Source organism: Helicobacter burdigaliensis, from assembly GCF_003670295.1.
Taxonomy (GTDB): Bacteria; Campylobacterota; Campylobacteria; order Campylobacterales; family Helicobacteraceae; genus Helicobacter_D; species Helicobacter_D burdigaliensis.
Map to the genome: position 1 here is coordinate 78,696 of NZ_QXJG01000002.1, position 19,145 is coordinate 97,840.

Annotated in this window: 24 protein-coding genes; 12 read left to right on the forward strand and 12 right to left on the reverse strand. The window is 32.9% G+C overall.

The features are described 5' to 3' along the window. Positions 1–86: 86 nt before the first annotated feature. Genes EBF09_RS01745 through EBF09_RS01760 form a run of 4 tightly spaced genes read left to right on the forward strand, consistent with a single transcriptional unit; the run spans position 87 to position 2,155 of the window. The gene (locus EBF09_RS01745; protein WP_121763425.1) at positions 87–503 is read left to right on the forward strand and encodes a chemotaxis protein CheX; all 417 of its coding nucleotides are present in this window, start codon (positions 87–89) and stop codon (positions 501–503) included. A 12-nt stretch (positions 504–515) separates the two neighbouring features. Further along, on the forward strand, positions 516–875 hold the full coding sequence (gene fliN, locus EBF09_RS01750) for a flagellar motor switch protein FliN (RefSeq protein ID WP_121763426.1): 360 nt from the start codon (positions 516–518) through the stop codon (positions 873–875). Beyond that, the gene (locus EBF09_RS01755) at positions 872–1,333 is read left to right on the forward strand and encodes a flagellar biosynthetic protein FliO (protein WP_121763427.1); all 462 of its coding nucleotides are present in this window, start codon (positions 872–874) and stop codon (positions 1,331–1,333) included. The genes fliN and EBF09_RS01755 overlap by 4 nt, the downstream gene beginning before the upstream one ends. Positions 1,334–1,339: 6 nt before the next feature. Continuing rightward, positions 1,340–2,155, forward strand: coding sequence for an energy transducer TonB (locus tag EBF09_RS01760; RefSeq protein WP_121763428.1), 816 nt, complete (start codon positions 1,340–1,342; stop codon positions 2,153–2,155). A 75-nt stretch (positions 2,156–2,230) separates the two neighbouring features. Here EBF09_RS01760 and EBF09_RS01765 read toward each other — a convergent pair whose 3' ends face one another. The 7 genes from EBF09_RS01765 to recA are packed head-to-tail and all read right to left on the reverse strand — an operon-like array spanning position 2,231 to position 7,941. Beyond that, a complete protein-coding gene (locus EBF09_RS01765; RefSeq protein WP_121763429.1) occupies positions 2,231–3,094 on the reverse strand; it encodes a menaquinone biosynthesis family protein in 864 nt (287 codons plus the stop codon). A gap of 35 nt (positions 3,095–3,129) precedes the next feature. Next, positions 3,130–4,143, reverse strand: a complete 1,014-nt coding sequence (gene waaF, locus EBF09_RS01770; RefSeq protein WP_121763430.1) for a lipopolysaccharide heptosyltransferase II — start codon at positions 4,141–4,143, stop codon at positions 3,130–3,132. Next, positions 4,140–4,631 carry a shikimate kinase gene (locus EBF09_RS01775; protein WP_121763431.1) on the reverse strand — a complete coding sequence of 164 codons (492 nt, stop codon included), beginning with the start codon at positions 4,629–4,631 and terminating at the stop codon, positions 4,140–4,142. The genes waaF and EBF09_RS01775 overlap by 4 nt, the downstream gene beginning before the upstream one ends. After that, a complete protein-coding gene (locus tag EBF09_RS01780) occupies positions 4,618–5,376 on the reverse strand; it encodes an AMIN domain-containing protein (RefSeq protein ID WP_121763432.1) in 759 nt (252 codons plus the stop codon). Before EBF09_RS01780 ends, EBF09_RS01775 begins: the two co-directional genes overlap by 14 nt. Then, positions 5,373–5,579 (reverse strand): FtsB family cell division protein, encoded by a 207-nt coding sequence (locus EBF09_RS01785; RefSeq protein ID WP_121763527.1) that lies wholly within the window; start codon positions 5,577–5,579, stop codon positions 5,373–5,375. The genes EBF09_RS01780 and EBF09_RS01785 overlap by 4 nt, the downstream gene beginning before the upstream one ends. A gap of 31 nt (positions 5,580–5,610) precedes the next feature. Beyond that, entirely contained in the window at positions 5,611–6,882 is a 1,272-nt protein-coding gene (gene eno / locus EBF09_RS01790; RefSeq protein WP_121763433.1) for a phosphopyruvate hydratase, read from the reverse strand. 18 nt (positions 6,883–6,900) lie between these two features. Next, positions 6,901–7,941, reverse strand: a complete 1,041-nt coding sequence (gene recA, locus EBF09_RS01795) for a recombinase RecA (protein WP_121763434.1) — start codon at positions 7,939–7,941, stop codon at positions 6,901–6,903. A gap of 284 nt (positions 7,942–8,225) precedes the next feature. Here recA and EBF09_RS01800 point away from each other — a divergent pair, with 284 nt between their 5' ends. Continuing rightward, a complete protein-coding gene (locus EBF09_RS01800; RefSeq protein ID WP_121763435.1) occupies positions 8,226–8,588 on the forward strand; it encodes a hypothetical protein in 363 nt (120 codons plus the stop codon). Positions 8,589–9,372: 784 nt separating this feature from the next. Here the strand turns inward: EBF09_RS01800 and EBF09_RS01805 are convergent. From EBF09_RS01805 to maf, 3 genes are read right to left on the reverse strand one after another with little or no spacing between them, the layout of a single operon-like run. Then, positions 9,373–10,332 (reverse strand): NAD(P)-binding domain-containing protein, encoded by a 960-nt coding sequence (locus EBF09_RS01805; protein ID WP_121763436.1) that lies wholly within the window; start codon positions 10,330–10,332, stop codon positions 9,373–9,375. Next, positions 10,329–10,526 (reverse strand): cbb3-type cytochrome oxidase assembly protein CcoS, encoded by a 198-nt coding sequence (gene ccoS / locus EBF09_RS01810; protein WP_121763437.1) that lies wholly within the window; start codon positions 10,524–10,526, stop codon positions 10,329–10,331. The genes EBF09_RS01805 and ccoS overlap by 4 nt, the downstream gene beginning before the upstream one ends. A 9-nt stretch (positions 10,527–10,535) precedes the next feature. Then, positions 10,536–11,078, reverse strand: a complete 543-nt coding sequence (gene maf / locus EBF09_RS01815) for a septum formation inhibitor Maf (RefSeq protein ID WP_121763438.1) — start codon at positions 11,076–11,078, stop codon at positions 10,536–10,538. A gap of 254 nt (positions 11,079–11,332) precedes the next feature. Between maf and EBF09_RS01820 the strand changes: the two genes are divergently transcribed. The 6 genes from EBF09_RS01820 (at position 11,333) to acpS (ending at position 16,771) form a co-directional block, all read left to right on the forward strand. Next, positions 11,333–12,253, forward strand: coding sequence for a methylenetetrahydrofolate reductase (locus EBF09_RS01820; protein WP_121763439.1), 921 nt, complete (start codon positions 11,333–11,335; stop codon positions 12,251–12,253). A gap of 3 nt (positions 12,254–12,256) precedes the next feature. Then, on the forward strand, positions 12,257–13,414 hold the full coding sequence (locus EBF09_RS01825) for an FtsW/RodA/SpoVE family cell cycle protein (protein WP_121763440.1): 1,158 nt from the start codon (positions 12,257–12,259) through the stop codon (positions 13,412–13,414). Positions 13,415–13,474: 60 nt separating this feature from the next. Then, positions 13,475–14,731: a diaminopimelate decarboxylase gene (gene lysA, locus EBF09_RS01830; protein ID WP_121763441.1), complete on the forward strand. Its 1,257-nt coding sequence runs from the start codon at positions 13,475–13,477 to the stop codon at positions 14,729–14,731. A gap of 9 nt (positions 14,732–14,740) precedes the next feature. Beyond that, positions 14,741–15,808 (forward strand): prephenate dehydratase, encoded by a 1,068-nt coding sequence (gene pheA, locus EBF09_RS01835; RefSeq protein ID WP_121763442.1) that lies wholly within the window; start codon positions 14,741–14,743, stop codon positions 15,806–15,808. 69 nt (positions 15,809–15,877) lie between these two features. Continuing rightward, positions 15,878–16,408: a flagellar basal body-associated protein FliL gene (gene fliL / locus EBF09_RS01840; RefSeq protein ID WP_121763443.1), complete on the forward strand. Its 531-nt coding sequence runs from the start codon at positions 15,878–15,880 to the stop codon at positions 16,406–16,408. A gap of 3 nt (positions 16,409–16,411) precedes the next feature. Next, complete coding sequence (gene acpS / locus EBF09_RS01845; RefSeq protein WP_121763444.1) at positions 16,412–16,771, forward strand: holo-ACP synthase; 360 nt, start codon at positions 16,412–16,414, stop codon at positions 16,769–16,771. A 3-nt stretch (positions 16,772–16,774) separates the two neighbouring features. Here acpS and EBF09_RS01850 read toward each other — a convergent pair whose 3' ends face one another. After that, positions 16,775–17,539 carry a TSUP family transporter gene (locus EBF09_RS01850; RefSeq protein WP_121763445.1) on the reverse strand — a complete coding sequence of 255 codons (765 nt, stop codon included), beginning with the start codon at positions 17,537–17,539 and terminating at the stop codon, positions 16,775–16,777. Continuing rightward, positions 17,540–17,749: an alkylphosphonate utilization protein gene (locus EBF09_RS01855; RefSeq protein WP_121763446.1), complete on the reverse strand. Its 210-nt coding sequence runs from the start codon at positions 17,747–17,749 to the stop codon at positions 17,540–17,542. It abuts the gene before it with no gap. A gap of 85 nt (positions 17,750–17,834) precedes the next feature. Here EBF09_RS01855 and EBF09_RS01860 point away from each other — a divergent pair, with 85 nt between their 5' ends. Beyond that, positions 17,835–19,094, forward strand: a complete 1,260-nt coding sequence (locus EBF09_RS01860) for a glutamate-5-semialdehyde dehydrogenase (protein ID WP_121763447.1) — start codon at positions 17,835–17,837, stop codon at positions 19,092–19,094. The last annotated feature ends 51 nt before the right edge of the window (positions 19,095–19,145 follow it).

The window sequence follows — 19,145 nt, forward strand, 5'->3', positions numbered from 1 at the left end:
GGCTAGTTTTCTACACTTTCTTATTTAAAGCTTTCTTTTATGGGTATAATTTGCTATAATCTTCTTAAAATAAAAAGGTGTGAGAGTTGTTAGAAATATTACAAGAAGCTTTTAGACAAGTGATACTTGATACAATGCAAATGACTTTAGAATATGGATCAAAGGATTTAAAAGCAGGATATTTATCTAGTATTGAAATGATTTTTGACAATCAAAGTCGTTTGAAGACAACTTTTGTCTGTTCTAAAGAGTTTCTAACTTTAATGGCATTGCAAATGTTAGGAGAAGATAATCCTGATGAGCTAACTTTACAAGATCTTTCTCAAGAAATTGCTAATCTTACCATTGGTTTAGGTAAAGTGTTGGCAATCAAAGAAGGGATTAATTTTAACATAAGCACTCCTAATATTTTTGGAGAGGGTGAATTTGATATAAAAGATTGTCAGAGTCTTAATTTTGTAGTTTCTAATACATATTGTTCATTTTATTTGCATAGTTTTTAAAGGAGTAGAAGTATGCCAGCAGATGAATTTACGCTTGCCAAAATTCAAGCCCCTAAACAAGAAGATTTAGCGCGTTATTTAGAAGGAATTATTAATAATTATGGCGGACTTTTGGATATGGGCGTAGTGTTTTGTGCAGAGCTTGGTGTTACAAAAATTCCCCTATTGGATATTTTGCGTTTTGAAAAAGGCTCTATAATTGATTTACAAAAACCAGCAGGAGAGAGCGTAGAGATTTTTATTAATGGTAGAATTGTGGGTAAAGGTGAAGTTATGGTGTATGAAAAAAATCTCGCTATTCGCGTGAATGAGATTTTAGATTCTAATGCTATCATTTATTATCTTACGCGTGAAAGTATTGGTTCTGTATGAAAATTTTATTTGTTGCGGTATTTTGTTGTCTTTTTGTGTTTGCGGAAACTAATCTCACAAAAGAAGAGATGGCTATTAAACAGTTACAATCACAAACACATTTAGACTATCAGGCAAAAATGCAAAAAGAAAGCAATCTCACTTTTCCTTTTGCTATGGCACAATCCCCTTTAGAATCTGTGAATAAATTTCAATATTTAGGCGTTATTTTTGTTCTTGCTTCGCTTCTTATTTTTCTTTGGTATTTTAAAAAAAGAGCTAAGGGGAGGGGATTTGTGATGGGAAATAAAGCAGGTATTAAAATACTTTATGAAGCAAATCTTAACTTAAATACCAAAATTGTCATTGTTCAAATACGTAAAATGTGTTATGTTTTAGCGATTAACTCTAATAATGTTGTTTTGCTTGATAAATATCAAGATTTTGAAGAATGTTTAAAGCAAGAGAGTGAAAGATAAAAATTTATGCAAAGAAGAGCACTTTTTGCACTTTTTCTTTCTATTTTCTTACACATCTTAGTAATTTTTTTAATTCTATTTGAATTTCCAAAAAAGGAATTTAATCAGCCAAAGCATGGAAACAATGAGGGTAAGCGTATTAATATTAAAGATTTTAAATTTTCTAAAGGAGCACAGCCACAAAATACAATAACTCCTAGTAATCCACAAAATCACACCCCACAAACCAACAAAACTCCAAGGATAGAAGAGGCTAGTAAAAAGCAAACTCCACAAAAAGAACCCATTAAAAAAGAGGTAAAACAACCCAAAAAAGATCCCAAAAAACCTCTTAAAGAAAATGCAAAAGAGACACAGCAAGAGCTTATTAAAAATCTAAAAAACCCTACACAGCAACCTAAAAAATTAAGTTCTCCAAGTGCTTATGATATTAAGCCTAAAAATTCTAGTCCTTCTTTATATGAATATTCTAATGATATGGCTTCTCAAGAGATTGAAGAGCTTTATGGAGAGGAACTTTACTCACTTTCTTTGGAAGAGAGAAAGTTTATTGAAGACAATCTAAGCAATATAGGAAGAATCACGCAAAAGTATTTAAAATATCCTGAAGTAGCGGGTAAATTAGGACAACACGGGGATAATGTTGTGGAGTTTTATCTGCATCCAAATGGAGATATTACAGATTTAAGGCTTTTAACCCCAAGTGGTTACCGACTTTTAGATGATAATAGTGTTAAAACCATAGAAATAGCCTATAAAGACTACCCCTATCCAAGCGTAAAAACAAAAATTAGAATACGCGTGATGTATCGTATCTATTAAAAGCTTTCGGCTTTCGGCTTTCGGCTTTCGGCTTTCGGCTTTCGGCTTTCGGCTTTCGGCTTTCGGCTTTCGGCTTTAACTATTTCTTAAAGAACTATAATCTTTTGGGATAAGACAATCTTGTGTATGAATAAGTTGTGGATATATGCCTTTTTCATAACCAATTTTAAAAAGATTATCCAAAGCTTTGATTTGTAAAGGGCTTAGAGTTTTAGAATCTTCATTAGCATAAAGGTTTAAATAGTGTTCTAGCATTTTATCGCTCACTCGCACTAGATTGCGTTCTTGCAGCATTTTAGAAAGTAAAGGCTTGTGTTTGAGTGCTGTTGCAACAGCTTTGGTAAGAATGTCTTCTAGTTGAATGGCTAAACTTAGAGGGATAGAGCGTAAAATACACATTCCTCCAAGGGGGAGTGGCAACTCCTCTTTGTTTAGCTCACACCAAATATCCCAAATTTCCCTCTCTACTTCTAAGCTTTCATCAAAATTTAAAATGGATTCATGGATTAAAACCCCTGCATCTACTTCATCTTTTAGGATAGCTTGTTCTATTTCTAGAAAATTTTTATAAACAATCCTTGCTTCTGGATAGGCAATTTTGAAAAGTAAAGCATTTGTGGTATGTTCCCCACTTAGAGCAACTTTGAAATTCTTTTTAAGATTTTTAGAGCGTTTTTTTACAAGTTTTGGCCCATAGCCATTACCAAAACTAACCCCCGTTCGTAGCAGTGCTTGTTCTTTAAAAAGTAGCGGATATACACCAAAAGAAATAGCAGAAATATCCAAAAGATTTTCTAATGCCATTTTATTAAGCGTTTGAATATCTAATGCTTGATTTTTAAAGCTAATTCCCTCGCCAACCCAACCAAAAGCGATTGCATAATACATAAAAATATCATCTGCATCAGGTGAATGTCCTAAATTGATTATTTTTTTCATAAATATCTCTTTGTAGTATTTTTAAAAGATTGTAGTTAAAAGTCGCTTATAAGGGATTGAATTTTAGAAATTACAAATTTTGGTTCTAAAGAGAGCATACATTGATGATAGGATTTATCATTTTTAGAAAGAGGGCAAGCGCGTTTTTTACAAGGCATACAAGCTAGAGGCTTTCCTAAGGTTTTTAAGGAGATGATATGGGCGTTTTTGGAACCAAAAGGAGAAGTTTCACTATCATTTGTAGGGCCAAAGATAGCAATCATAGGAATATTAAACGCAGCACCTATATGCATAGGACCACTATCATTAGTGATTAAGAGATTTAGTTTTGAAAAATAAGCTAAGAGGCTTTGAATATCTGTTTTACCACAAAGATTTAAAACTTCTTCTTTAAAATCCAAGAAAGAAAGAATTTTTTGTGCAATTTCCTTTTCATTTTCTCCACCAAAAAGCAAGATTTTATATCCTTTTTGATGTAAAAATTCTGCTACTTTAGCAAAATTCTCTTCACTCCAGCGTTTAGCACTTCCAAAGGCAGCCCCAGGATTAATCCCAGCAATCTTGTTTGTATTGTCTAAAAGAGGTAAAGGAATATTTGGCTTTTGTAGATAAAGTTTTGGTGTTAAATCTATATTTGCAAAAGGCTTTACCAGCTTAGCAAAAACCAAAACTTCATGTAAGGCTTTTTCTTTTTTAAAGCTATGAGTTAGCAAAAAAGAACGCATTTCATTTTTGTAGCCCACACGCACTTTTGCTTGATTGAAGTATAAAAAAAGAGCCGAAAGAAAATTGTTTTGAAAGCTAAAAGATAAATCACAAGGCGGGAGGGATTTAGCGAGTTTAAAAAGAGAGTAGATTCTACATTTTGCTTGCTTGCTTTTATCTTGTAAGGTTAGGGTGTTTTTGTGGTTACTATAAAGCTCACAAGCCACTTTTGAACCTACAAGATAAAATCTAGCATTAGGATAGCTTTGGTAAAGTAGTTCTAATGCATAACTTGCCATGATGGCATCTCCTAGCCAGTTAGGAAGACGGACTAAAATATTCATAAGGAATTTAAAACTGCTTTGCTTAGATTTTCTAAAGAATCTGTGCCATCTAAAGTGATTTCAGCACTTTTTTTATAAATCTTTTTGCGTTCTAAATAAAGTTTGTAGGCTTTATCTATATTGCTAAAAAGAGGGCGTTTTTCTATTTCTTTTTGATTCAATCTTTTTAGGATTTCTTCAAATTCTAAATCAAGATAAAAAACTTTCCCCATTGTTTTTACATCGCATACAATAGGCATTCCTCCCCCTGTGGCGATGATACAATTTTGTATATTTTGAGAGCAAAATTTACAAAATTCTTTTTCTAATTCTCTAAAATATTGTTCGCCTTTTGTGACAAAAATCTCATTAATATTTAGATTTTCATTATTTTGAATAATCTTATCGCTATCTAGAATCAAGCGTTTGCTTTGCTTGTAGAGGATTTTAGAAAGTGTGCTTTTGCCACTCCCCATAAAGCCTATTAGGACGATATTAGTTGAGTTCAATTTCTAATCCCTCTTTTGTGGTTTTGAGGTTGTAGCTATATTGTCCATCTAGCATTAAGCTAATACGATAAAAGTCTAAATGGTTTTGCAAAGTCCCTTTTGTAACAATAGGGAGTTTTGTGGTAAATTTACTTTTTTGGGGTAAGCCATTTTTATTTTTAAAATCAAGAATTAAACGCATAGGAGAAGCTAGAGTAAAATCCCTAAGGAGCTTATATTTTGTTTTGATTTTAATTGTATTTTTATTAATATGCACGGAAAAGTCCTTCCCTAAAGTAAAATCAACTTTTGGGGGGGTTTGGACTTTGGGTTGCACTTCTTGAGATAAAATCAAAGGAAAATGCCAATCAATATCACCGCTTAATTCTTGTTCAATATTTGAAAGAGAACCATCAAGATTTTGATAAGTTAGAGTAATTTTTGTAATCTTTCTTGCAGTGCTTGGAAGTTGTATTTGTGTTTTAGTAAAGAGGCTAAGTTCGGGTTGGTTGGAGATTAAACCACTTTCTTTTGGGGTGATTAAAGGAGTGAAAGGATTCCTTTCTTTAGAAGCGGTTTCTTGTGAGGCTTCTTTGGAAGAAGTTGTATTTTGTGTAGAAATTTCAATGGGTGCCATATTTTCAGTAGCAGTTTGCTTTTTGGTTGTATTGTTTTCTAAAACAATGGGTGGAACTTCAGGTAAAACCTTAGGTTCTACTGCAAATGCTAAAGTAAATAAACTAGTTAAAAGGATACTTTTTTTCATTTTGGCTCCAATCCTTTGAGTTCAAAAAGTTCTTTTTGCAATCTTGCATTTTCATTCATGAGGCGATTAACTTCTGTTCTTATGGCTTCTTCTTTATTTTTGAGTTTGTAAAGCACACTCAAAGAATTTTCACCAAACAAAAGATTGCCAAAATAAAGCGCAAGAATGCACACTAATAAAATCAATGTTAAAAAAGGGAGCATTTTATAAAATCCCCCTTTGTTTTGATAAATCTTATCCAAAAAGTTTTTTTCCTAGATAGATGGGGTGTGCTAGCTCTTTTTCAATCGCTAAAAGTCTATTGTATTTTGCCATTCTCTCGCTTCTTGCAGTAGAACCGGTTTTAATTTCTCCTGTATTTAGCGCAACTGCAAAATCAGCGATGAAGCTATCTTCACTCTCTCCACTTCTATGGCTCATAATGCATTTATAGTTATTTCTTTGAGCTAGGCGGATAGTTTGCATAGTTTGTGAGATTGTGCCGATTTGGTTAGGTTTAATCAAAACCGCATTTGCAATATTTTTGCTAATCCCTTCTTCTAAAATTTTTGCATTCGTTACAAAGAGATCATCGCCTACTAATTGAATCTTGTTCCCAAGTTTTTTTGTGAGCTTAGCCCAGCCTTCCCAATCATCTTCACTTAGTCCATCTTCGATGGATACAATAGGATATTTGTTGATTAAGTTTTCATAATATTCTATCAACTCTTCACTATTTAGCTTTTTATTTTCTCCCTTTAGGTGATAGATTCCATTTTCATCTACAAACTCGCTACTAGCGACATCTAAGGCAATTGCAATTTGTTCTCCCTCTTTATATCCTGCTCTTTTTACTGCTTCTAAGATTACAGCGATAGGTTCTTCGTTATTTTTTAGATTAGGGGCAAATCCACCCTCATCGCCAATGCTTGTAATATGCTTATTTTCATTAAGTAGCTTTTTTAGGTGTTGGTATATCTCAGCACTTGCTCTCATAGCCTCACTGAAGCAGTCAAATCCCACAGGCATAATCATATATTCTTGAAAATCCACGGTATTATCTGCATGGCTTCCACCATTGATGATATTTAACATAGGAGTGGGTAGAGTTAGAGCATTTGCACCACCTAAATAGCGATAAAGCGGGATGTTTAAGCTTTTGGCTGCCACTCTAGCTAGAGCCATAGAGACGCCTAAAGTCGCATTTGCACCAAGTTTTGAGAAGTTATCTGTCCCATCAAGCTCTATTAAAAGATTATCAATAGCACTTTGATCATAAGGGCTTAGTCCGATGAGCTCTTCAGCGATTGTGGTATTGACATTTTCCACAGCTTTTAAAACGCCTTTTCCAAGGTAGCGACTATCTCCATCGCGTAACTCTAAAGCCTCTCTTTTACCAGTGCTTGCACCACTAGGGACAATCGCACTAGCAGAGCTTCCATCGCTTAATAAAATAGTTGTTCTGATAGTAGGATTCCCTCTGCTATCTAGGACTTCTTGTGCTTGTATATCATCTATATAATTCATTCTTTCTCCTTTGAAATTTTATGCTTCTTGTTCTTCTTCATCTCCACCATTAGATAAATCATCTGTGATAGAGATAGAAGCTTTGATTTTATCTTCAATTTCTTTTGCAATTTCTTTGTTTTCTTTTAGATAGGCTTTTGCATTTTCTTTGCCTTGTCCGAGCTTTTTATCTCCATAGCTAAGCCATGCACCACTTTTATCTACAATATCTAGCTTCACGCCATAGTCAATTAGCTCACCTTCTTTGCTAATCCCTTCGCCAAACATAATATCAAACTCTGCTCCTCTAAAGGGTGGAGCAACTTTATTTTTAACCACTTTAGCTTTTACGCGGTTACCGATATTTTGTTCGCCCTGTTTTAGGGTGGCTACGCGTCTTACATCAATTCTTACACTTGCATAGAATTTTAGTGCATTACCACCTGTGGTAGTTTCAGGGCTTCCATATCCCATTACACCTATTTTCATACGGATTTGGTTGATGAAAATTACTGTTGTATTCATTTTGTGAATCACGCCGGTAACTTTACGCAAAGCTTGGCTCATAAGTCTTGCTTGAAGCCCTACATGCTGATCGCCCATATCTCCTTCAATCTCGCTTTTTGGAGTGAGTGCTGCAACAGAGTCAATTACGATTAAATCCACCCCACCACTTCTTGTAAGTGTTTCTAGAATCTCTAAGGCTTGTTCTCCAAAGTCAGGTTGAGAAACAAGTAAATTTTCTACATCTACCCCAAGTCTTTTAGCGTAGGTTACATCTAGTGCGTGTTCTGCGTCAATAAAAGCACAAATGCCACCATTTTTTTGGCATTCTGCTACAATTTGTAAGGCTAAAGTTGTCTTACCAGAGCTTTCAGGACCATAAACTTCTATAATTCTCCCTTTTGGGATACCGCCAATCCCTAATGCAATATCTAAGCCCAAAGAGCCTGTGCTAATCGCATCAATTTTTTCTACGGGCTTATCGCCAAGTCTTATGAGAGCACCTTTACCAAAGGCTTTATCAATTTGTTTGATAGCAAGCTCAATCGCTTTTTGCTTATTTTCATCTAGTGCCATCTATTCTCCATATTTTGTGGGTTGTTATTGCAAGATTTGATGAAGCAAATCAAGGCAAACTAAAATAAAAGCTTTATTCTAACAAAAAAACAATAAAATTAGCGTAATTTTTTAGATTTTGGCTTTCAAAATAATTTTTTAAAAATTTATAAATAAAAAATAATAAATTAAAATTTAAAAAATTTCATAATATAATTCCAAAATCAAAATTAAGTATCCTTTATGTAAATTTATAATATTTACATAAATTTTTAAATTAGATTTCATTTTATTAAGGAGGTTTTATGTATTTTTTAAATCTTAATACCTCTTCTCCTAAAATACTGCGGGGGGGGGGGCATTCTAGCTCTTTATTAACCCCTTCTTCTACTTTTTATCCCTATACACATACAAATCTTACAAATAAACTTTTATTTAAAACTAAAACAAACGCTATAAATAAATACAAACTCCTTGTCTTATTTTTGTTGTTGCAAGGAGTTAAGCAGAAGCATACAAGAGAAGCATTATCCACAAGCAAAGTGAAGTACAAATCTATTCTTTTGTTTTGCAGGGTTATTTCTATCATTGCGAGCAAATATACAATATTTGCGTGGCATACAAGCAAGGCAGAGTGCAAATCTGAAAAGAATAACCAAAAATTTTAAACTATCTCCAAAGAAACAATCTACAATTTTTATTTGTGGCGGTGTGATTCCATTAGTGTGTAAGCAATCTTTCAAAAGGCTACTCCTAAATCGCTTTTTATATAAAGTTTTTTCGCTCTCTGTCATTGCAAGCAGTGCTTGCACTGTGTTTTGCTTCTTGTAGTAATAAGTGAGTATCTCACTTTTTAAAAAAATCATAATTAATATTTTAAACTTTGTTTTGTTAAGTAGTCGCTATATTTTCATCGTTTTAAGCTTGTTTTATTGTCTTTTAAAGATACAAAAAGGAATTAATAATAATTTTTGTAATTTCACTAAAAGCTCTTGTTTTAGTTTCAAAGAGAAACTAAAACAAACACATAATATAAATTTAATGTGTTTCTAGTTAAACCCCATTTAACTTAGACTTAAAGCAGTATTTTATTGAGAATACACAAAAATTCTTTAAAAGGTCTTTTATTTTGCCTTTTGAGGATAATCAAATTTATTTTCTATTAACTAAAAATCAAAATTCTTTTGTAAAATTTTAGATTGCTACGATTTGTTTTCATAAATCTTGCAATGATTAGGTAGAGGGCATTTGATTGCTCTTTTTAGATTTGTGCTGTACTTTGCTTGTAAGGCAATGCTTTGTTTGCGGTGAAGCTTTACTGCTTTTTGTAAAAAACTTTCAAGAGCTTTCAGGTTCTATTGCCACTACCAAAATTTAATTTTTTGCTTTTTGGGATTTTGCAGTCTTGAAATCATACAGCTATTTAAATAGGTTAATTTAAGGCTTGAAGCCTTAAGAAAGTTTAGAGTTTATCTCTTGGACAATGTGGAATCCATGATTTAATGCAGCAGCAATCGAGCCTCCATTTTTATATAAAATATCTCCAGCGATATAAATTTTTTCTACAGAGCTTTGGTGGTTTTCATCAATCTTTGGCACACCATTTTCATCAAGTTCTAAGCCACATTTTTTAAGAAAATCTATGGGCGCCATTCCGCCAATTGCGTAAATAATTCTATCAAAGACGCTTGAGCTACCATCAGTAAAATTAACCTTAGGTTTGCCATTTTCATCTTCTAAGCTTTCAATATCTATGCCCAGTTTTGGAGTAATTTTGCCAGAATTGATACAATTTTGTAGGTTTTCTTTGTTGATTTGATTGATTCTTGAAAACTCATTGCGGCGGTAGTTTAGTGTAAGAGGATTGCTTTCGCTTAAAACACAAGCATATTCCACAGCAGAGTTTCCGCCCCCTACGACTAAAATGTGTTCATTAGGTAAAACACTATTAGGATTAAAATTAACTAAAGAGCGGATAGAAGAGGGGATGGGGTAGGAAGGTTTATTAGGTTGTCCCATTTTGCCAATAGAAATAATAATAAATCTTGCTTTAATTTCCGTATTGTTTGTCGTGTGGATTACAAAGAGATCTCCTTCTTTTTGTATAGATTCTACTTCTGTTTGGAATTTCGCTTCAAAATAATTTTTTTGAATAATCTCATCAAAAAGATCTAAAGTGCTTTCTTTTGTGCCATCGCAAAAATAGATATTGCCATTTAGCTCTATTTTTTGCCCTTTGTAGTCTTTATCTACGCGTTTGTTGTCTTTGTAGAATTTTCTAATTGTGGTGGAATGTCCCTCACCTTTTTCAAATAAAATCACATCTTTAATGCCTAAAATAACAGATTCTACCGCAGAAGCAATGCCTCCAGGTCCTCCTCCAATGATTGCGATATTATAAATTTTACTCATTTTGTATCCTTTTTATTAGGTTTTGTATTTGCAGCATGTTGTAAATCTTCAGGAGAGTCAAATAAAACACCTTGCATCATCTTTTTTTCATCATCAAATTGACCATTTTTTAGTCCCCATACAAATGCAATAAGTCCTAAAAGTCCGATAATGATAGAGGTGGCAAGCATAATAGCTACCATAGTGGTATTCATTTTTACTCCTTAAAGAAAAGTTTTTAGAACTTCAATGTTCAAACCTAAAGCATTAGTGCTTGAGCCTATCTGCTTTTTAACATAGCGAGAATGGAAGCCCTCACACATAATGCAACCTGCTTTATTTTGCCAAAGATTGCTTGAAAGATAATCTTCTAAATCTTTGTCTTGAAATTTTTCAAATTCATAGTAAGTTGCACTAATGTCAATAAAAAATTTACTTTGCGAGTGATAAATCATACAAGTTAGAATACTAAGGCAGTTGCCACTTTGGGCGTTTAAAAACTCTCTTGCCTCGCTTAGATTTTTTGCTTTTCTTTGTAGGTTTCCCTCCATCATTACCACGCTATCTGCTATTAAAAGAGGTAAAGAAAGTCCATAGACTTCTTTAGCGTTTTGGTGTTTTCCTAAGGTTGCATAATAAACAAAATCTTTGGGATTATCCGTTTTTATGCTTTCTTCATCAAAAGAATTATCGCATTGGATAAAAGGTATATTATGTGCCCTTAAAAGAGAACTTCTTATTTTAGAAGCAGAACATAATCTAAGCATTTTCCTAACTTTTGTATAAAATAAAACTTCTCATTATACTATTTTTTTGCTAACAAATCTTAAAACTTAAATATTTAAAAGTAAATTTTTATAGCTTCGTGTTTAAAGATAAAAATTTTAAAAATCTAAATTCAACTTGTATTTATAAAAATAATGCTAATATACTCTTTTAATTTAAGCTATATTTAATATTTTGTTGCGATTAATATTGAATTTATAGAAAATTTATTTAAAAAATAAAATAGAGGATTTAAATGAATAAGATAGAAAATTTTATACAAAGATTAAGGAGTGAAAAAAAGTGCTTCACTTATGAGTTTTCTGTTCCTATGAGTTTTAGTTTAGAAGAGAATTTTAAGCTTTTAGAAAAGAGTAAAATTTTAGATAAAATTGATGCTTTTGTTTGCACGGATTCTCCTTTGGCAAAATTAAAGCATAATTCGCTTCTTGCAAGTTTAAAATTGCAAAGTTATTTTAATATCCCCTCTATTACTACAATGACAATGAGAGATAAAAATACTCTTGCTTTGCAAAGTGAGCTAATTGGTATGAATAGTCTTGATTTACGCCTTATTTTGGCTTTAACGGGTGATCCTCTAAGGCATGGGAATCAAATTCAAGCAAGACCTGTTTTTGAGGGAAATAGTCAGTTGCTTTTAAAGATTATTGCACAATTAAACTCTAAAAAAGATATTAACGATAATGATATTTTAGGGGAAAATAAACCTATTTACGCTTTTAGTGTTTTGAATGCTTATGCAAACAATAAAGACAATCTTTATAAAAAAATGTATGATAAGGTTAAAAATGGGGCTAATGCAATCTTTACACAACCTGTTTATGATTTGCAAAATGCTAAAGAATTGCTAGGTTTTATGGATTCTATCAATAAAGAATTGCAAAAAAAATGTATTTTGGTATTGGGGTTTTTCCCTATTACAACTTACAAAACAGCACTTTTTTTGCACAATAAGCTTCCGGGTGTTTTTGTGCCAAAAGATTGGCTTTTGGAGCTAAAAGAAGTGCAAGGTTTAGAAGATGAAAAGAAAGTTGGCTTACAAAAAAGCAAAAAACTTTTTGAAGATTTGGTAAAGATTCATCCAAAAATTCACATTATGAGTGCAAATAAACTAGAAGTGATTGAAAAAATCTTAGAGGAATTATGCTACAATTAGCAAATGGTTGATCGTTCTTTATTTTTGGCAACTACTTGCCTTATAACTATTAGCATTATTTTTTCTTATTCGCTTTCAAGTTTTGCTGTGCTGTATTATGGTTATAATTCCTTTCATTTTTTTCTAAGGCAACTTATTGCGGGGATTTTAGGCATTTTTCTTATGGGTTGGATTTCAAGGAGGAATCCTGATGCTTATGTTGTGAAATTTGGCTTTTTTTTATTTTTTGGTGGAATTTTTTTGATGTTTATTATGCATTTTTTACCAGAAAGCCTTGCAACAAGCGCAGGAGGTGCGAAGCGTTGGATTAGGCTACCTTTTTTTTCTTTGGCGCCTGTGGAGTTTTTTAAAATAGGTTTTGTATTATTTTTAGCATGGAGTTTTTCAAGGAAATTTTCACTTTTAGAACAAAAAACTATTAAAGAAGAATTTTTAACCTTTTTGCCTTATGTTGGAATCTTTTTAATTGCGGTTTATTTAATTGCAATTTTGCAAAACGATCTTGGGCAAATCGTGCTTTTAGGAATGACTTTAGCACTTATGATGATTTTTGCTGGGAGTAGTTTTCGCTTTTTTCTTATGCTTTTAGTGGGGGCTTTTAGTCTTTTTTTTATAGTGATTATTACAAGCACACATAGGATTATGCGTATTAAAGCTTGGTGGGCGGGGACACAAGATTTTATTTTATCTTTATTGCCAGCTTTTGTGCAAAATTCTCTAAGGGTAGAAAATCTCCCTGAACCTTATCAGATTCAATATTCTTTAAGTGCGATTGAAAATGGGGGATTTTTAGGTAAAGGGCTTGGAAATGGGCTTGTAAAGCTTGGTTTTTTAAGTGAGGTGCATACGGATATTATTTTAGCGGGAATCACTGAAGAGATTGGATTTTTGGGGTTATTTTTTGTAGTTTGTATTTTTGTATTTATGTTGTTTAGGATTTTTAGGATTGCTATTCGCTCTCAAAATACTATTTATTATCTTTTTTGTTCGGGAATCGGGCTTATTTTGGGCTTTTCTTTTTTAATCAATGCTTTTGGAATTGCAGGTATTATTCCTATTAAGGGGATTGCTGTGCCATTTTTAAGCTATGGAGGAAGCTCGCTTCTTGCAAGTTGTATTATGATTGGTATGGTGTTATCCATCAGCAAAAAAACCAAATAACTTTAAGGCTTTTTGCTATACAATATACACCTTTTGTAAAAATTATTTTTTAGGAAGATTATGGAACGAATTATTTTAAGCAATGAACCCACATTAAGCGGTAATTTTACCAAAGAAAATTTAAATAAAGTTGCTAAAAACTATGGAACTCCTCTTTATGTTTATGATTTTGATAAGATAGAAGAGTATTATAAACAATTAAAAGCGGCATTTTTAGGGAGAAAAGCACTTATTTGCTATGCTTTAAAAGCAAATTCTAATCTTAGTTTAGTGCAAAAATTAGCAACTTTGGAAAGTGGTGCAGATTGTGTATCCATAGGGGAAGTTAAAAGGGCTTTGATTGCTGGGATTCCAAAGTATAAAATTATTTTTAGTGGTGTAGGAAAAAAAGATAGTGAGATTAAAGAAGCTTTAGAACTTGATATTTTGTTTTTAAATCTTGAAAGTAAAGAAGAACTTTTTAGGGTAGAAAAAATTGCTAAAGAGCTAGGAAAGAGTGCAAGAATTTCTGTGCGTGTGAATCCTAATATAGATCCACAAACTCACCCTTATATTTCCACAGGATTGCAAGAAAATAAATTTGGCGTTAGCATTGAAGTGGCAAAAGAAATGTATGTGTATGCAAAAAATTCTCCCTATTTAGAGCCCATTGCCATTCATTTTCATATAGGTTCGCAACTCACACAATTAGAACCTATAAGAGAATCGGCTAAAAAAATAGCCTCTTTAGCCCATAGTCTTATTGCCTTAAAAATTGATTTGAAGTTTTTTGATATAGGAGGGGGGCTAGGCATCACTTATAAAGATGAAAAGATTATTCAACCCTATGATTATGCACAAAGTATTTTAGAAGCATTAAAAGGGCTTGATTTGACGATTATTTGCGAACCCGGACGCTTTTTGGTTGGAAATTGTGGAGTGTTTTTAAGCAGTGTTTTATATGAGAAAAAAACCGATAAAAAACGCTTTGTAATTATTGATGGGGCGATGAATGATCTAATCCGTCCTAGTCTTTATAATGCTTATCATAAAATTGTTGCCTTAAAAGAAGGGGAACAAACAAAAGCAGATGTAGTGGGGCCTGTGTGCGAGAGTGGAGATTTTTTGGGTAAAGATATTTCTTTACCTTCTTTGGAGCATAATGATATTTTATGTGTGATGAGTGCAGGTGCGTATTGTGCGAGTATGAGTAGTAACTATAATACACGCTTAAAATGTGCTGAAGTTGCTTTTGAAAAAGGGCGAGAAAGGCTTATAAAAAGAAGAGAGAGTTTTGAAGAGATTGTTCAAAATGAAAAAGAATTGATGCAAAAATAAGGGGTTAAAATGGATTTAAGAGCATTTAGAGAAGAAATTGATGGGATTGATAACACGCTTGTAGAGCTTTTAGAGAAGCGTATGGAGATTGTAAAAAAGATAGGCAAAGCAAAGCTAAAAAGCAAAGCCCCTATTTATCGTCCTGATAGAGAAAAAGAAATTCTTGATAGACTAGGAGCTAAACCTCTTTCTCTTCTTAATAAAAATGCAATCGAATCTATTTTTTTAGAAATTTTTGCAGTAAGTAGAAATTTAGAATTGCCAGAGCGTGTTTCTTATCTTGGTCCTCTTGGAAGCTATACGCATCAAGCAGCTGAAAGTCGCTTTGGTGCGATGTGTGAGTATTTGCCTTGCAACACTATTGCATCAACCCTAAAAAGTGTAGAGGATGGGCGTGCAAATTATGCTGTAATCCCCATAGAAAACAACCAAAATGGTGCAGTAGGAGAAACGCTAGATTTATTAAAAAATACAGAATTAAAGATTGTTGCTGAAATTTATATGCCAATCCATCATTGTTTTGCTAGTCTTTCCTCTAATATTAAAGAAATTAAAGTGCTTTATTCTAAGGATATTGCTTTTGGACAATGTTCGCAATTTTTAAGTGAACACAGCTTAGATCATATTGAAAAAATCCCTGTTGATTCCACAGCACGTGCTGCCCAACTTGCTTCAAGCGATGCAAAATGTGCTGCTATTTGTTCGCATATTGCTGCAAAATTGTATAATACACCTATTTTGTTTAATAATATTGAAAATAATTCTACCAATAAGACCCGTTTTATTATTGTAAGTAATTTCAAAAACCAAAAAAGCACACAAGATAAAACTTCTATTTTTGCAAATCTATCGCATACAAATAAACCAGGTGCACTTTATAATTTGCTTTATGATTTAAAGGATTTAAATATCAATATGACTTCTATTCAATCACGCCCTAATATGCAAAATGATGGAGAATTTAGCTATTGCTTTTTTATAGATATTGATGGGCATATAGAGGATGAAAATATAAAAGAGCTTTTTTTGCGTTATGGGGATAAGCTAAAATGGCTTGGAAGTTATTTGAAAAATTAAACCCAATAAGTAAAGGGATAATCACCAAAATTTTGCTATAATATAAAAATTTTTTTAATAAGGGAAATTATGGCTGAAGTTGAAGAAGAGAAAAAAGAATCCAAACTAGCAGGTTTAAAACAAAATAAAATGATACTTTTTATTATCATTGGAGTTGTTGCATTACTTTTAGTTGTTTTGATTGTTGTGGCTATTTTGATTTTTAGTGGGGGTGATGAGAAACCAGAAGCCCAGCAACAGCCTCAAGTAGCACAGCAAGCAGGTGGTGTACAAGGAGGAGGTAATCTTCTTAGCGTGGGGCAAATGTATCCTGTGGATCAGTTTATAGTGAATCTTATGACTTCAGGGGGAGGCAAGCGTTATCTAAAGACTTCTATATCTTTAGAACTTAGTGCTCCTACTTTGCAAACAGAGCTAGATACAAAAAGAGATATTATTCGTGATACTATTATTACTATTTTAAGTTCTAAGACTTTAGAAGAGATTCAAACCACTAAAGGCAAACAAAAATTAAGAGCTGAAATACAAGAACGTATTAATGAGTTTTTGGTAGATGGTAGAGTGGTAAATATTTTCTTTACAGAGTTTGTGGTTCAATAAAATTTGATAGATGTAGGCGTGGATATTGTAGCAATTAATAGGATTGCTACCTATGTTGAAAAATTTGGAGAAAAAGGGCTTTTAAAGTTTCTTTTGCCTAGTGAGATTAGTATTGCTAAAAAAATAGAAAGTATTGCAGGTTTTTGGGCAGCAAAAGAAGCATGTGCAAAAGCTCTAAAGTGTGGTATAGGAAAAGAATTAAGCTTTCAAGATATATATATTAGTAAAGATAGCAAAAATGCACCCTTTTTGACGCTTAGCGATGAAAAGCTAAAGTATTTTAATATTTCTTCCTTTAGCCTTTCTATTTCTCATGATGGTGGGTTTGCCATTGCAGTAGTGGTGGCTTGTAAGAAGTTTTAAAAATTAAAAAAACTCATCATAGATAAGTTTAGCTACCATAATAAAAGAAATACTAACAATTAGAGGTTTAATGATTTTAATTCCATATCTAATTGCAAGGCGTGAGCCAAGATTTGCCCCCAAAAATTGTCCTACAGCCATAAGTAAGCCAATACCCCATAAAATATTCCCACCCAGTGCAAAAAAGATTAAAGAAGCTAGATTTGTAGAAAAATTATAAAGTTTAGCGTTTCCAAGAGCCTGTGTAAGTCCAAAACCTCCAAGTGTGATGAGTGCTATCATTAAAAACGAGCCTGTTCCAGGTCCAAAAAATCCATCATAAAATCCAATAGCACTTAAGGCAAATATTAAAAAGCCTTTGTGAATGTTTGTAGCTCTATCTTCTTCGGTAATTTTAGGAGAAAAAAGAAAGTAGATTCCAAAAGCACAGATTAACAAAGGAAGAAACTTTTTTAGAAAGCTTGTATCTACAAATTGCACACTTATTGTCCCAATTCCAGAAGCTATGAAGACTAGGAGGGCAAAAGGTAGGCAGGATTTTAGATTGATATAGCCTTTTTTATAAAAATGTAGCGTAGCAGAAAAACTTCCAAAAGAGGATTGGAGTTTGTTTGTAGCAAGTGCTTGCAAGGGCGGAATACCCGCTAAAAGTAGGGTAGGAATAGTAATCATTCCTCCACCTCCAGCTATGGAATCTACAAATCCAGCCACAAAAGCAGCAAAAAACAATAAAAGTCCGATACTAAGAGAGATGTCAAATTCTCCCATTTAGATTTTCTTTAAAAAGCAAGTTTTTAGCACGATAGTGCCTAGTTTATCTACTTTTGCTTCAATTTCGCTTTCATTGTTTGTAAGCTTAATATTTTTAATTGTAGTTCCGCGTTTTAGGTTAGAGCTAGCACCTTTTACTTTCAAATCTTTAATAAGACTTACGCTATCTCCTGTGTTTAATTCTACTCCATTGGAATCTTTTGGCATTTTATTTCCTTGTTTTTAAAAATTTTAAGGGATTATATAAAAAAATGTTTTAAAATAAGCAAACTAAGAATGTAAAGGGTAAATTATGGAGCTTTTAGTAGATTTTTTAAAAATTCAACAAGCCAAAGAGATTTTAGGGCAACTCTCTTCTTCTAAAAGAAGGGAATTTTTGCTAGATTGTGCGGATAATTTGTTAATTTTAAAAGAAGAAATTTTAAATGCAAATGCAAAAGATTTAAAAAAGGCTCAAGAAAATAATCTAAGTGCCTCCATGCAAGCAAGGCTCAAATTGGATTCTAAAAAGATAGAAGCTATGGCGGATTCTTTAAGGGAAATTGCAAATTATAAAGATCCACTAAATCGTGTGATAGATGGGTTTAGCAATCATTGTGGTTTGAAAATAGAAAAGGTAAGTGTGCCTCTAGGCGTGGTGGCTATTATTTATGAATCGCGTCCTAATGTTACAAGCGATACTGCAGGACTTTGCTTTAAGAGTGGGAATGTTGCGATTTTAAAAGGGGGCAAGGAAGCACAAAATTCTAATGAAGCGATTATAGAAGCATTTTTTAGGGCATTAGAGAAGCATTCTTTGCCTAAAGAGTGTATTATTTTGTTAAAAAGTATGCAAAATAGGGAAGATTTAAAGGAGATTTTGGAGCTAGAGGGTGTAATCGATCTTGTAATACCGCGTGGGGGAGAGGGGCTTATTAAGTTTGTTAGCACTTATGCAAAAATGCCTGTAATCAAGCAAGATAAGGGAGTGTGCCATATATATGCCCATAAAAGTTGCAATCAAGAAAATGCTTTAAAAATCATTGTAAATGCTAAAACTTCTTATCCTAGTGCTTGTAATGCTTGTGAAACTTTATTGATAGATAGAGAAATTGTAAAGGAATTTTTACCTAAATGTGCCTTAAGTTTAAGCCAAGAAGGCACACAGCTTAAAGGCACAAAAGAATGTTGTAAAATCTTAAAAGAAAATGGCATTTTGTGTGAAGAAGTAGGAGAAAGTGCTTTTTATAATGAATATGGGGAAAAGATTATTAATCTAAAAATTATAGAGGATTTAAGTGAGGCATTGGCACATATTTCTACCTTTGGGAGCGGACATAGTGAAGCAATATTGTGTGAGGATTATACTCTAGCAGAAGAATTTTTAAACAAAGTAGATAGTGCTTGTGTGTATGTGAATGCCTCTACGCGTTTTAGCGATGGAGGGGAGTTTGGCTATGGAGCAGAGGTTGGAATCTCTACTTCAAAATTGCATGCTAGAGGGCCTATGGGAGTAGAAGCACTCACTAGCTATAAGTATAAAATAAGAGGGGAAGGGCAGATTAGGAAATAAGCTTAAATGCACTAGAAAATTAGCATTTAAGTTTTAAATAAAGCTTTTGAA

Excerpts from the sequence above, each read along its gene's own strand:
- fliN (WP_121763426.1), top strand. The coding sequence starts at position 516 with ATGCCAGCAGATGAATTTACGCTTGCCAAAATTCAAGCCCCTAAACAA.
- EBF09_RS01755 (WP_121763427.1), top strand. The coding sequence starts at position 872 with ATGAAAATTTTATTTGTTGCGGTATTTTGTTGTCTTTTTGTGTTTGCG.
- EBF09_RS01760 (WP_121763428.1), top strand. The coding sequence starts at position 1,340 with ATGCAAAGAAGAGCACTTTTTGCACTTTTTCTTTCTATTTTCTTACAC.
- EBF09_RS01765 (WP_121763429.1), bottom strand. The coding sequence starts at position 3,094 with ATGAAAAAAATAATCAATTTAGGACATTCACCTGATGCAGATGATATT.
- waaF (WP_121763430.1), bottom strand. The coding sequence starts at position 4,143 with ATGAATATTTTAGTCCGTCTTCCTAACTGGCTAGGAGATGCCATCATG.
- EBF09_RS01780 (WP_121763432.1), bottom strand. The coding sequence starts at position 5,376 with ATGAAAAAAAGTATCCTTTTAACTAGTTTATTTACTTTAGCATTTGCA.
- EBF09_RS01785 (WP_121763527.1), bottom strand. The coding sequence starts at position 5,579 with ATGCTCCCTTTTTTAACATTGATTTTATTAGTGTGCATTCTTGCGCTT.
- eno (WP_121763433.1), bottom strand. The coding sequence starts at position 6,882 with ATGAATTATATAGATGATATACAAGCACAAGAAGTCCTAGATAGCAGA.
- recA (WP_121763434.1), bottom strand. The coding sequence starts at position 7,941 with ATGGCACTAGATGAAAATAAGCAAAAAGCGATTGAGCTTGCTATCAAA.
- EBF09_RS01800 (WP_121763435.1), top strand. The coding sequence starts at position 8,226 with ATGTATTTTTTAAATCTTAATACCTCTTCTCCTAAAATACTGCGGGGG.
- EBF09_RS01805 (WP_121763436.1), bottom strand. The coding sequence starts at position 10,332 with ATGAGTAAAATTTATAATATCGCAATCATTGGAGGAGGACCTGGAGGC.
- ccoS (WP_121763437.1), bottom strand. The coding sequence starts at position 10,526 with ATGAATACCACTATGGTAGCTATTATGCTTGCCACCTCTATCATTATC.
- maf (WP_121763438.1), bottom strand. The coding sequence starts at position 11,078 with ATGCTTAGATTATGTTCTGCTTCTAAAATAAGAAGTTCTCTTTTAAGG.
- EBF09_RS01820 (WP_121763439.1), top strand. The coding sequence starts at position 11,333 with ATGAATAAGATAGAAAATTTTATACAAAGATTAAGGAGTGAAAAAAAG.
- EBF09_RS01825 (WP_121763440.1), top strand. The coding sequence starts at position 12,257 with ATGGTTGATCGTTCTTTATTTTTGGCAACTACTTGCCTTATAACTATT.
- lysA (WP_121763441.1), top strand. The coding sequence starts at position 13,475 with ATGGAACGAATTATTTTAAGCAATGAACCCACATTAAGCGGTAATTTT.
- pheA (WP_121763442.1), top strand. The coding sequence starts at position 14,741 with ATGGATTTAAGAGCATTTAGAGAAGAAATTGATGGGATTGATAACACG.
- fliL (WP_121763443.1), top strand. The coding sequence starts at position 15,878 with ATGGCTGAAGTTGAAGAAGAGAAAAAAGAATCCAAACTAGCAGGTTTA.
- EBF09_RS01850 (WP_121763445.1), bottom strand. The coding sequence starts at position 17,539 with ATGGGAGAATTTGACATCTCTCTTAGTATCGGACTTTTATTGTTTTTT.
- EBF09_RS01855 (WP_121763446.1), bottom strand. The coding sequence starts at position 17,749 with ATGCCAAAAGATTCCAATGGAGTAGAATTAAACACAGGAGATAGCGTA.
- EBF09_RS01860 (WP_121763447.1), top strand. The coding sequence starts at position 17,835 with ATGGAGCTTTTAGTAGATTTTTTAAAAATTCAACAAGCCAAAGAGATT.